The following is an 11395-nucleotide window of genomic DNA, read 5'->3' on the forward strand; positions in this document are numbered from 1 at the left end:
ATCGGCGACCCCGTGTGTAGCCCGTCGACCGGGCGGGGCCGTGGACCACTGGCCCCACGCTCTCTTCGCGCTGGCGCTGGGACATCCGGTCGAAGGGTTCGATCAGCCCGGGAGCCGCGCCCGAACCCGGGCGAGGCCCTTCTCAGCGAAGAAGGTCCGCGCGATGCCCGGAGTGGCGGGCCCGGCAGGACGCGCACCCGCGACCGTCGGACGGGGCGGGGGCGGCTTTCGGCACGCCGCCCCGCCCGGCCCGGTCCTGCTGGTGTCCGGCCCGGTCAGGGTGCCGGAACCGACCGCACGGTGCGGACCGCCCGTCTCTCCATGGCCCGCAGGAGGGCCGAGTTCGAGGAGACGACCCTCAGGCCCCGCGACCGGCGCAGCCGTTGCGCGGCGGTGAGACTGGCGAAGCCGCCGCCGGGAACGAGCACGGTCTCGATCCCCGGTTCCAGTCGCCGCAGCACCTGGTCCTCCAGCTCGGTCTGGTCCACGGCGAAGCGCGCCCCCCGGTCGAAGAGGTCGGGGCGTTCGATGCCGTTCCACTCGGATGGCAGCTCGAAACGGATGACCTGCCGCACCCGCACCGGCACGTAGGCGCGCACGGCCTCCACCGTGCGGTCACTGAACCACGGCGGGGCCACCACGGCGATTCCCTCACCACCGACCCCGGACAGCTCCTCCCGGATGGCCTGGCCCGCCGTGACGGTGGGAATCCCGCCGGACAGCCCCTCGACGTGTTCGGTGAAGGCGGCGTCGAAGGCCGTCCCCCCGAACACGCTGCTGCTGGTGAAGCAGTAGCCCAGCGCGTGCACGCCCAGGTCGCCCAGTTGGCGCACGGCGGTGTCCAGGCCGGTTCCGGAGAAGAGCTCCTCCAGCTCCAGGCCGGTGAACTCGGTGCCGAAGGGGCGCGGGGTCCAGAACCGCGCGGTGTGCACACTCGTGTCGGGCTCGGCCGAACGCCAGATCTCCGACTCGGGAACGGGGTCGTTGTGGATGACGAGTATGCCGAGCCTCGTCCTCATCGGCGGGCCTCCGCTGCTCGTTTCCCCTCCGGACGGCGCAGGAGCAGCGGGGAGATGAGCATGCCCGCGACGGCGAAGACGGCGGTGAGGACGAACGCCCACCGGAACTCCGTGGCCGTCGGGTCGGTGCCCAGGATGATCGTCAGCAGGGCCACCGTGACCGCCGCCGACAGGTACTGGGACGTGGTCATGAGCGCTCCGGCGGTGCTCTGGTGCCGGTCGGGCACGTCACGGGTGCCGATGACGAACATGGAGGTGTAGATGACGCCGTGGCCGAACCCGCTCAGCAGCAGACCGGGCACCAGGTGGGTGGCGTACGTGCCCGATCCCAGCATGGCGGCCAGCAGCGCCAGGCCGATGAAGCTGATCAGGAAGCCCGCCGTCATCGTCGTTCCCGCGCCGACGCGCTCCACCGCGCGGCCCGCGGCCATGTTCCCCAGGGTCACCATGACGGCCAGCGGCAGGAAGCCCAGCCCCGCCTGTAGCGGCGTGAAGCCCTCCAGCTCCTGGAGGAGCAGCGTGACCAGGTAGAACTCCGATCCCACACTGGCCATGTACAGATAGGTGGCCACCACGCCGGCTCCGAGGGACCGGGTACGGCGCAGCGACCGGTCCACCATCACGTTGTCGGACTTCATCTCGTTGGCGATGAAGGCCAGGCCCAGGACCACCGCCACCAGGCACGCGCCCCCGACGTACAGGCCCGAGGCCTCCGTGTCCGCCACCAGGGTCAGGCCGACGACCAGTGCCAGGAGCGCGCCGGTGCCCATCATCGAGGCGGAGAGGGGAACCCGGGCGCCCCTCTCCCTCTGGGAGGACGCGGCCAGCCACAGCAGCCCGCCCAGCGCGGCCAGCAGGGTCAGGGGGATGTTGATGAGGAACGTCCAGCGCCAGGAGACCTCGGTGAGGACCCCGCCCAGGATGGCGCCGACGGCGAGGCCCGAGGCGCCGATCGCGCCCCAGACCGACAGGGCCCGGGACCGGGCCGGACCGGCCGCGAAGGTCGCGCTGATGAGGCCGATGGTCGCCGGTTGCAGGAAGGCGGCTGACAGCCCCTGCACACCTCGGCTGACCAGGAGCGCGACGCCCTCCTGGGCGAACCCGCCCAGGGCGCTGGCCGCGCCGAAGACGACGACCGAGACGAGGAAGACGCGCTTGGCCCCGACACGGTCGCAGACGCGTCCTCCCACCAGCAGGAGGCCGGCGAACAGGAGGGCGTAGGCGCTGACGATCCACTGGAGGACGGATGACGACAGGCCCAGGTCGACGCCGACACTGGGCATGGCGACGTAGATGATCGAGTAGTCCAGCGCGATGAGGAACTGCGCCAGGCAGAGGACGGCGAGCGCGCCGATCGCCTGGGGACTCCCTGTGGATCTGAGAACCGTGTTCATCGAGTCACTTTCCTGGCAGTTTCCATGACCGGACCGTGCAGGCGCCCGGCGAGTTCGGTGACGGTGGTGGCGACGGAGTCGGCACCCGCCGAGAGTAGGGCTTCGGCGTCGGAGACCCCCCAGCCGACCCCGACCACCGCCATGCCGGCGCCGACCGCCATGGCGACGTCGTCGGGGGAGTCGCCCACGACCACACACTCCTGGGGCGCCAGCCCGAGGGCCTCCGCGGCCAACAGAGCCGGGTCCGGGGCGGGCTTCCCCCTGGGGGTCTGATCGTGCCCGACCACCACGTCCGGGTAGCCGTCCAGCCCGGTGGCCGCCAGCAGCTCGTGGGCGCTCCGGGTGATCTTGCTGGTGACCACCGCGATCCCGACCCCCTCCGCGGACAGCTCCGCCAACAGGTCCCGGATCCCCGGGAACACCAGGGACGAGGCGGCGGTCCGGCTGCGACGGGCGAAGGACTCCCGGAAGAGCGCCTTGGCCTCCTCCCACACCGCCTCGTCTCCCCCCGGGATGAGCCGGGGCAGGATCGCGTCGAGCGGTTTGCCGATCAGCGCGCGGGCGTCGGCGGGCAGCGGCACCGCGCCGTAGGGGGCGCACGCGTCGTGGAAGGCGGACAGGATCACCGAGGGCGAGTCCGCCAGGGTGCCGTCCAGGTCCAGGAGCACACCGCGTACGCGGCTCATGACCGCACCGCCGGACCCGCGGGTTCGGCGGAGCGGGTGGCGGCCTCCGCGACCGCGAGCCCGGCGGCCAGACGGGTCGTGGACTCCAGGACCGCGCGGTTGACCAGGGAGCTGCGTCCGTCGGTCGCCCTGGTGATGGCCGACAGGACGAACGGGGTGAGCGCGGGACCCGTCGCTCCGGCCGTGCGGGCCTCGTCCAGCGCGTCCTCCACCATCGTGTTGAGCAGGTCGGCGTCGATGCTCCACTCCTCCTCGATGGGGTGGGTGACCAGTACGGAGGAGTCGGAGACCGTCCCCCAGTGACGGTGCATGACCGCGGCCAGGTGCCCCAGGTCGTCGATCCGGCAGGGGACGGGCTGTCCCGTGCTGCGCGTGTAGTAGCCGGGGAAGTCGTCGGACCGGTACCCGATGACGGGAACACCCGCGGTTTCCAGGTACTCCAGGGTCAGGGCGGGGTCGAGCAGGGACTTCGCCCCCGCGCAGACGACCGCCACGGGCGAGCGCGCGAACTCGGTGAGGTCGGCGGAGACGTCGAAGGAGACCTCGGCGCCCCGGTGTACGCCTCCGATCCCCGCGACCGCGAACACCCTGATCCCCGCGGCGACCGTGCCGATGAGGCTGGAGGAGACCGTGGTGCCGCCGGTGCGGCCGCCGTGCAGGGCCACGGCCAGGTCGCGGGTACTGATCTTCTGGTCGTCCGGGGCCTTGGCCAGGCGCTCCAGCTCCGTGTCCGAGACCCCGACGCGCAGAACGCCGTCGATCACCGCGACACGGGCGGGGACGGCCCCCTCCTCACGCGCGCACCGGTCCACCGCCAGCGCGGTCTCCAGGTTGTTCGGGTAGGAGCCGCCGGCGACCACGGAGGTCTCCATGGCGACGACCGGTCCGCCGTCCTCGATCGCGGTACGCACCTCGTCGGAGACGACGACGCCCGACTGTCCGGTTCCGTTCACGTCCACTCCTCTCACTCTCCGCGCTCACGGCGGGCGTCGTCGGTCAGCGACCCTTCGGCGGTCACCAGGTCCGGTCCGACGAGCTTGGGATGGTTGGCGGCGATACCGCCGACCACGGTGTCATAGGGGAAGTCGTCGTACTCGCCGCGCCATCGGACGAACTCCATGTGGCGTCGGCCCCGGGTGTCGAAGGGGTGGTAGTAGCTGTCGTCGCGGCCGTTGAACTCCAGCGGCCGGATGCCGTAGAGGCGGCACAGCAGGGTGTTGAAGACGGGGGTCGCACGGATCCAGCTGCCGTCGATGCGCACCGACACCAGGGCGTGGAAGGTGAAGAGGTCGTCGCCCATGAGGTCCAGGAGGCGGGCGGAGGCCAGGTGGTTGCGCACGTCCCCGTAGACCAGACGCGTGGGGATGCCCACCGAGCGGGCGGCGGCCGCGTAGACGATGGACTTGTGGACGCAGAACCCCTGCCCGCGTCTGAGCACGCTGGACGCACGGACGCCCTCCCGGGTGAGGTCGGCGTCGTAGACCTCGTAGCGGACACCGTCGCGTACGGCGTCGTGCAGGCGTACGGCCATCTCCCGTGGGGAGGCGTCACGGTCCGGCAGCGCCCGGTCGACGAACTCCCGCACCTCGGGGCTCTGGTGGTCGAGGAAGTAGGTCGGTTCGGTCAGTGTGTGGGTCTCGGTCACGGCGGTCCTCCTGTCACAGGCCCAGGGCCTTGGCGATCTTCTGCCGTTGCACGGCGTTGGAGCCGGAGTAGATGGGGCCGCTGAGGGCGTCGCGGACCCCGATCTCCAATCCGGTGTCGGTGAGCACGCCCTCGCCGCCGAACAGTTCGACCGCCGCCTGGGCGGTACGGATGTTGGCCTCGCTCGTGAGGATCTTCGCCACCGCCGTCTCCGCGGTCGCCCTGTGTCCGGCGGAGACCGCCGCGCCCGCGGAGTACAGGGCCTGGCGGGCGCTCTGGACGGCTATGTGCATCTCCACGACGGTGTTGCGCACCCCCTGGAAGTCGGCCAGCGGCCGACCGAACTGGCGCCGGGTGCCGACCCGTTCCACGACCCGGTCCAGACGGTGGCGCATCTCGCCCACGTTGATGACGAACGCGATGAGGATCTCCCAGGTCATCACGCGGTCCAGGATCAGGAAGCCGGTACCCACGCCACCGATGACGTTGGCCCTGGGGACACGGCACCCCGTCAGGCGCAGTCGTCCGAAGGGGGACGTCCGCAGGGTCGTCTTGTCCAGCGGCGGACCGAAGTCCGCGCCGGGCGTCCCCCTCGGGACGAGTACGGCGCTCAGGCCGAGCGGACCGGGGGTGTCGGAGGTGCGGACGTAGACGACCGCCAGGTCGGCGACCGGGCCGTTGGTGACGTAGGTCTTCAGACCGTCCAGTTCGACGTGGTCGCCGTCGACGCGACCGGTGGCGGACATGGCCAGCACGTCCGACCCGGTCTCGGGCTCGGTGATGGCGTGGCAGCCGACGGAGGTCCCGGCGGCGACCGAAGGCAGGTGGCGAAGGCGCAGTTCGGGACTGGCGAAGGCGCTGAGCGCGAACCCGGTACTGGCGAGGTGGGTGGCCGCGCTGAAGTTCAGTCCGGAGTCGCGGACGGTGTAACCGAGGACCTCGACCGTGCGCATGAGGTCGGTGAGGGAGCAGGCGTGTCCGCCGACGTCCTCGGGCAGGCACGAACCGAACAGGCCCGTGCCCGCCAGCTCCTTCCACCCCTCCCGGGAGAAGACCGCGCCGCGGTCCCGTTCGAGGTGGCCCCGGTTGACGGCGGGCGCGGCGCGTTCGACGCGTTCGCGTATGCGGGCGCCCGCGGTGTCCCCGCCCTGCGGCGGTGCCTCTGTGGTGATCACCATGCTGTCCACATCCGGTCAGTAGGAGGAGAACTCGAGTGCGTCGAGGTCGTGCCGCTCATCGCCGCGGAGCGGGGGGTTGAACACGCTGACGAGTTCCAGGTCCTCGTGTTCGCTGGCGATGAGCAGGTGCGGGTCGTGCTGGTCCAGTGCGTAGAGGACCCCCGGGGAGAGGTCGATGCGCACACCGCCGTCCGCGCTCTCGACCAGCCCGCTGCCCGCGATGCAGTAGCAGGCCTCCAGGTGGTTCGCGTACTGGAGTCTGGAGACGGTCCCCGCCCGCACCACGGTGTGCGCGACGGTGAACCCCAGGTTGTCGTCCTCCACCAGCAGCCGGTCGCTGGTTCCGTTGCCCCAGTCGACGGTCTCGGTCTTCTCACGGGAGCGCTTGAGCATGTCGTTTCCTCTTTCCTGGTCTGCTGGAAGGCCCGCGGTGCGTGTCAGACCCGCTGGCTGGTGTGGGACCCGACGAAGTCCGCGATCGCGTCGATGGTGCGAAAGTCCGAGGGGGAGATCTCGATGTCGGTGACGGGGATGCCGAAGGAGGACTGGATCCACTCCACGAGTTCGAGGAGGGAGAGGCTGTCGACGACACCGTTGGCGAGGAGGTCGTAGTCGCCGGGGATGCCCTCTCCCGCCAGGTCCGGGGCGTGGGCGGTCACGATGCGGTCCTGGATCCGGTCCCGGATGTCGATGGTCATGTCGGCTGCCCTTCGAGGAGTCTTCGGATGGTGCTGTTCCGGTCGGTCTTTCCCGTGCCGGTGACGGGGAAGGGTTCCGTGGTGAGGAACGTCCGGCTGGGTACCGCTGTCGGGCTCAGGGCCGAGGAGACGGCCGAGCGCAGGGCGAGGTTGGTCACGGCGGCCCCCGGCTCGACGAGCACGGCCGCGAGGAGTTCCCTGTCCCCGGAGCCCTTGCCCCGTGCCGTGACCACGGCGTCGGCCACACCGTTCTGGTGGCGCAGCACGGCTTCGACCGCGTCCAGGGACAGGCGCACACCGCGCACCTTGACCTGGCGGTCGCTCCGTCCGGTCAGACGCAGTGTGCCGTCGGCGTCCGTGGTGACCAGGTCGCCCGTGCGGAACTCGCGCCGCCCCTCGACGGTGCGCCAGGCGTCGTTCGGGGCGTTGACGTACCCCAGCGCCTGGAAGGGCGTGGACACGACCAGTTCACCGGTGCCGTCCCCGTCGATGTCGTAGCGGACTCCGTCGAGGGGCTCGCCCAGCTCCCCGGCCGTCGCCCGGCGCAGGTCCACCATGAAGCTGTCGTTGGTCTCGGTGCTGCCGTAGACGCTCCACAGCTCGGCGCCGGGGAAGGCCGACTCCAGGTCGGACAGGGTCTCCAGGGGATAGAAGTCACCGGTGGAGACCACCGTGCGGACCCCCGGCGCGGGGACGCCGGCACGGGCGATGAGGGTGAGGACGACCGGCACGGCCTGGAGGAGGCTGACACCGTGCCTTCGGGCCGCCGCGGCCAGGGCCGCGCCGTTGGTGAGGTCCTCCTGGGGGGCGAAGACGACCTGCCCGCCCGCGGCCAGGACCGCCCACACGTCCAGGGTGGCGATGTCGAAGTTGATCGGCGAGAGGCTGAGGGAGACCGTGTCGGCCCCCAGGGCGAAGCGGGAGCGCGCCCAGCGGACGAAGCGGTCGATGCCGCCGGGGTCGTGGGCGACGATCTTGGGCCTGCCCGTCGAGCCGGAGGTGGTGGTCCACAGTCCGTGGGCGTCGCGCGACCGCAGGGGGCCGTCGGCGAAGGCGCGCAGGTCCTGGCCGATCCGGGCGGTGTACTCGGCACCCGCGTCGTGCGGGACCAGGAGCGCGGGACGCGGGAGGGTCTGGGCGGCCAGGGCCTCGACCACGGCCCGTCCGTCACGGCCGGCCCGCACGACGTGGACGTCGTCGGGGGAGAGCCCGGGCACGGCCGCGTTCACCGACGCGACCAGTTCCTCGTAGGTCGTGCTGCCATCGGCGAACCTCAACGCCACGGATTCGGGCCGATGGCGGGCGTGGTCTTGGATTGATGCCCATACGGCAGGAGTAGCCATGGTTTTCGGCTCCTCAATTGCGGGTCCAGGGGATGTGCGTCCACAAATGCACAGGACGCGTGGAACGGCCTGTTCAGGCCGGTCCGGGGTGGGGGTTCTGCCTGATTCGGGTGGCTGACACGAAGATTTCTCGGTCGTCCAGAGCAGAACATAGGCAACGCCGCCGAGGCTTGGCAATGCTCTTCAGAGAAAATCCCCGGCGCCCGGACCAGCGCACGGATAACCGCGGACCCCGGACAGGGGGTTTCTCATTTCCCGGGACCGTTGTTCGACCGTGCGTGGACGGGGGCTCGAGCGGTCCTCGAACGCGGTTCCGGCTCCCGCCCCGCACCCGGAGGCAGTCGCGGCGCTGCTCCTGGCGCGGCGGGCCGGGACGCCGGGGCCCCGCCGCGACCGCTCCGCGCGGCGCGGCCCGGGGCGGGGCGGTCCCGCGGCCGGGAGCGGCGCCTTCCAGCGCCGGGCGCGTAGCCCCGGAAGCGGGCGGGGGCCACGGGCGCAAGCGCGGCTCTGGCAGCTTTGTGCCATTGCAGGAGCATGCCAGTAGATCGTGCTGACATTCCCCGGCCGAGTGCCGATCATGGAACTCGGGCAGGCGGGACGGGAACGCTGATTTCCCGGTCCGCCTGGTCGCGGAGCGAATTCCATAAGTCATACAGATCACTGTCGTTGCTGTGGAAACACCCGGCACAGAGAAAAGGGAAGTGACCTTCATGGACAGGACCACGCGTTTCCTCTGGGCGGTCGGCGTCGCGATCGTCATCGCACTCGCCGGCGGCGGTTCCGCCCTCGCCCAGGACACCGCGGATCCCGTGGACGGCCCCGGGGGCGCCTCCAGCGGGAACGGCGCCGGCTGGCAGTGAACCCGGGCGGACGAGGGGGCGCCATCGCGGGGGGACCCCGGCTCCCGTTGTCGGAACATCGGTCGTAGGGAGAGATGACATGGCGGACTTCACGGTTCTCGGCGGGCTGGAGATCCTGAGGGAGGACCGGGCGTGCACGCCCAAGGCGCCGAAGGTGCTGCAGGTCCTGGCGCTGCTGCTGGTGCGGGCGAACCGTCCGCTGCCCATGGGCGCCCTGATCAGGGAACTGTGGCGGGACCACCCGCCCAAGAGCGCGGTGACGACCGTGCAGACGTACATCTACCAGCTCCGCAAGGTCATCGAGCGGGCGCAGCCCCCCGCTCACGAACCCGAGGTCCTCCTCACCCGCTCCTCCGGGTACCTGTTACGAGTCGACCCCGAGCGGTTGGACGCGATGGTGTTCCAGCGGCTGCTCGGCGAGGGGCGCCGCCTCCTGGAGGAGGGCCGACCCGACGAGGCCTCCAAGCGCCTGGGCGAGGCACTGGACCTGTGGTCCGGGCCGTGCCTGTCCCACGTCCCCCGCGGACCGCTGGTCGGCCCCTACGCGGTCCGGTTGGAGGAGCAGCGGCTGCACGCGCAGGAACTGCGCGTGCGGGCCGACGTCCTGCTGGGCCGTGACCGGGAGTCGATCGGTGAACTGCGGTCCCTGGTGATGGAGTATCCGCTGAACGAGTGGTTCCACAGCCAGCTCATCCGCGCCTTGAGCCGGGCCGGACGCCGCGACGAGGCGCTGACGGCCTACCGCTGGCTGCGGCTGGCCCTCGCCGAGGAACTCGGCCTGGAGCCCTCCCACGAACTGCAGAGCCTGCACCAGGAGGTGCTCGGCGCGAGTCCGGCGCCCCTGGCCCGTCGGCGGCGGCCGCACGCCCGGCGGGACGCGCCCGTCCCCCTCGCGGTGAAGTGAACCCCGTCGCCGGGCGGGCCGCTGCTCAGCCCACCTTCTCCCCTTCCGCGGCCCCGTCGAGGGAGGAGGTGTCGACCCAGCCCAGCGCGGTCGCCAGGACACCGGCCTGGAAACGGCTCCGGGCGCCCAGCCGTCGGCTGAGGTCCGCGGTGATCCGGCGTGCCGTGCGCACCGACACCCCGAGCCTGCGGGCGATGGTCTCGTCGGTGTTGCCCTCCGCCAGCAGGTTCACCACCGCCTGCTCCTGGGTGTTCAGACCGTGACGGCCGCGCGGGGCGCTGGAGCCCAGGGGGCTGGCCGCGTCCCATACGTACTCGTACAGGGCCAGCAGGGCCGTGACGGCGCCCGAACCGCGCAGGACCAGGGCACTGGCGGAGGAGTCGTCGGGATCGGCGGGGATCAGCGCGGTGGTGCGGTCGAAGAGGATCATCCTGGTGGGCAGGGTGGGTACCGTGCGTATCCGGGCGCCGAGCTCGGACAGCTGGGAGATGTGCCGGACCGTCCTGGGATCGTTCATCACGCTGTCGAGGTAGACGTCCCGGAGTTCGACCCCCCGTTCGAGCAGCATCCGGTCCAGGGGCAGGCTCGCCTCCAGGTTGTCCCGCGTCTGCGCGCCCCCGTCCGCGAACGTCCAGAACGAGTGGCGGCATTCGTGCGCGAACTCCTCGATCCGCAGCCGGATCGCGTCGATCCCGTGGAGCTGCTCGATGTCCGTGGCCGCGCGGATGCGGTGGCTCTCCTCGAACTCGGAGACCAGCTGGGTGATGGCCGAGCGGGTGGCGGCCAGCTGCTGCTGGCGTTCCAGCAGGTCGGCCTCCTGCTGCCACAGCAGCGATTGCAGGCCGAACTCGGGCCGTACCAGGACCAGTTTCTCGGACTGCTCCCACGAGCGCCGGACCAGGGACAGCCGGGCCAGTTCGTCGAGCGCCGACCGCACGCGTTCCACCGGCCAGTCCAGGAGGCGCCCGAGGTCGCTCACTCCGGCCCGGGGTTCGGCGAACATGGCGCGATAGACACTCACCGCGTCTTGACCGATTCCGATCGACCTGAACACGACCCTCCTCCAGCCGTTACCCGTCTGCCGGGCTCCTGGACCACACGGCACGACGAGCACACCGACGTATCGGAGCGAAGACGCGGTCCTCACGGGACTTCCGTGAAAATTATGGAGCCCGTGGGGCGTGCCCGCAAGAGTACTTCAGGGTCGTTTCGAAAAAGGGCCGAACCCTTGCGCGTTCCGGGTGTGCTAACGGTGCCCCAATGAACAGGCGGCGAATAACATGAGAATCATGTGCCTGCGGTTGGCTGTCCGGGATCCGTTTCCACTCCGGGGGATCCAGGAGGCGGTGTACGCCTGCTCCGGGCCCGATGACATGTTGGAACACCTCTATGTCGAAATGCGTGCCGACCAGGCGGAACTCGTCTTTTTCCTGCACGAGGACATCGGGGACCGCGCGACGGAGACCGTCCTGCGGCTGTGGAAGAACGCCGTGCGCGGTATCCCCTCGCTGGAGGCGTGGACAGTGCTGGAGACCGGCCCCGTCCACCCCTTCGACCCCGGTCTGTCCTGACCCGTTCCCACCGGGAACACGGCGCGGCGCCCCCGGTGCCCAGTCGCGGGCCGGGTTCGTCCGGAAGGACCGCGCACAGGTTTTCCCATGGGGGAACA

The 11395-nt window shown here is 70.9% G+C and carries 13 protein-coding genes; 3 read left to right on the forward strand and 10 right to left on the reverse strand.

Translation table 11 applies throughout. The features are described from left to right. Positions 1–275: 275 nt before the first annotated feature. From EV372_RS23850 to EV372_RS23890, 9 genes are read right to left on the reverse strand one after another with little or no spacing between them, the layout of a single operon-like run. Entirely contained in the window at positions 276–1019 is a 744-nt protein-coding gene (locus EV372_RS23850; RefSeq protein WP_130397858.1) for an aspartate racemase/maleate isomerase family protein, read from the reverse strand. Beyond that, entirely contained in the window at positions 1016–2413 is a 1398-nt protein-coding gene (locus EV372_RS23855; RefSeq protein WP_130397859.1) for an MFS transporter, read from the reverse strand. Before EV372_RS23855 ends, EV372_RS23850 begins: the two co-directional genes overlap by 4 nt. Next, entirely contained in the window at positions 2410–3099 is a 690-nt protein-coding gene (locus EV372_RS23860) for an HAD family hydrolase (RefSeq protein ID WP_130397860.1), read from the reverse strand. Before EV372_RS23860 ends, EV372_RS23855 begins: the two co-directional genes overlap by 4 nt. Beyond that, the gene (locus EV372_RS23865; RefSeq protein WP_253793231.1) at positions 3096–4052 is read right to left on the reverse strand and encodes a pseudouridine-5'-phosphate glycosidase; all 957 of its coding nucleotides are present in this window, start codon (positions 4050–4052) and stop codon (positions 3096–3098) included. Before EV372_RS23865 ends, EV372_RS23860 begins: the two co-directional genes overlap by 4 nt. 11 nt (positions 4053–4063) lie before the next feature. After that, positions 4064–4744: a transglutaminase-like domain-containing protein gene (locus tag EV372_RS23870; protein ID WP_130397862.1), complete on the reverse strand. Its 681-nt coding sequence runs from the start codon at positions 4742–4744 to the stop codon at positions 4064–4066. Between the two features lie 13 nt (positions 4745–4757). After that, entirely contained in the window at positions 4758–5921 is a 1164-nt protein-coding gene (locus EV372_RS23875) for an acyl-CoA dehydrogenase family protein (RefSeq protein WP_130397863.1), read from the reverse strand. A gap of 15 nt (positions 5922–5936) precedes the next feature. Beyond that, positions 5937–6314: an ectoine synthase gene (locus tag EV372_RS23880; RefSeq protein ID WP_130397864.1), complete on the reverse strand. Its 378-nt coding sequence runs from the start codon at positions 6312–6314 to the stop codon at positions 5937–5939. 44 nt (positions 6315–6358) lie between these two features. Beyond that, positions 6359–6619, reverse strand: a complete 261-nt coding sequence (locus tag EV372_RS23885) for a phosphopantetheine-binding protein (RefSeq protein WP_130397865.1) — start codon at positions 6617–6619, stop codon at positions 6359–6361. Then, positions 6616–7902 carry an AMP-binding protein gene (locus EV372_RS23890; RefSeq protein ID WP_130397866.1) on the reverse strand — a complete coding sequence of 429 codons (1287 nt, stop codon included), beginning with the start codon at positions 7900–7902 and terminating at the stop codon, positions 6616–6618. Before EV372_RS23890 ends, EV372_RS23885 begins: the two co-directional genes overlap by 4 nt. 770 nt (positions 7903–8672) lie before the next feature. On the opposite strand from EV372_RS23890, the gene EV372_RS29160 reads away from it, so the two are divergent. Next, entirely contained in the window at positions 8673–8822 is a 150-nt protein-coding gene (locus EV372_RS29160) for a hypothetical protein (protein ID WP_156095250.1), read from the forward strand. Positions 8823–8901: 79 nt separating this feature from the next. Next, positions 8902–9726 (forward strand): AfsR/SARP family transcriptional regulator, encoded by an 825-nt coding sequence (locus EV372_RS23895; protein WP_486484036.1) that lies wholly within the window; start codon positions 8902–8904, stop codon positions 9724–9726. 25 nt (positions 9727–9751) lie between these two features. On the opposite strand, the gene EV372_RS23900 is transcribed toward EV372_RS23895, so the two are convergent. Next, the gene (locus tag EV372_RS23900; protein ID WP_486484402.1) at positions 9752–10747 is read right to left on the reverse strand and encodes a helix-turn-helix transcriptional regulator; all 996 of its coding nucleotides are present in this window, start codon (positions 10745–10747) and stop codon (positions 9752–9754) included. A 376-nt stretch (positions 10748–11123) separates the two neighbouring features. Between EV372_RS23900 and EV372_RS29540 the strand changes: the two genes are divergently transcribed. Beyond that, a complete protein-coding gene (locus tag EV372_RS29540; RefSeq protein ID WP_486484037.1) occupies positions 11124–11297 on the forward strand; it encodes a hypothetical protein in 174 nt (57 codons plus the stop codon). The last annotated feature ends 98 nt before the right edge of the window (positions 11298–11395 follow it).

The organism is Nocardiopsis sp. CNZ308, assembly GCF_004217075.1.

Bases quoted from the DNA above. Each gene is read 5' to 3' on its own strand.
- EV372_RS23880 (WP_130397864.1), bottom strand. From the start codon at position 6,314: ATGCTCAAGCGCTCCCGTGAGAAGACCGAGACCGTCGACTGGGGCAAC.
- EV372_RS29160 (WP_156095250.1), top strand. From the start codon at position 8,673: ATGGACAGGACCACGCGTTTCCTCTGGGCGGTCGGCGTCGCGATCGTC.
- EV372_RS23885 (WP_130397865.1), bottom strand. From the start codon at position 6,619: ATGACCATCGACATCCGGGACCGGATCCAGGACCGCATCGTGACCGCC.
- EV372_RS23850 (WP_130397858.1), bottom strand. From the start codon at position 1,019: ATGAGGACGAGGCTCGGCATACTCGTCATCCACAACGACCCCGTTCCC.
- EV372_RS29540 (WP_486484037.1), top strand. From the start codon at position 11,124: ATGCGTGCCGACCAGGCGGAACTCGTCTTTTTCCTGCACGAGGACATC.
- EV372_RS23855 (WP_130397859.1), bottom strand. From the start codon at position 2,413: ATGAACACGGTTCTCAGATCCACAGGGAGTCCCCAGGCGATCGGCGCG.
- EV372_RS23875 (WP_130397863.1), bottom strand. From the start codon at position 5,921: ATGGTGATCACCACAGAGGCACCGCCGCAGGGCGGGGACACCGCGGGC.
- EV372_RS23895 (WP_486484036.1), top strand. From the start codon at position 8,902: ATGGCGGACTTCACGGTTCTCGGCGGGCTGGAGATCCTGAGGGAGGAC.
- EV372_RS23860 (WP_130397860.1), bottom strand. From the start codon at position 3,099: ATGAGCCGCGTACGCGGTGTGCTCCTGGACCTGGACGGCACCCTGGCG.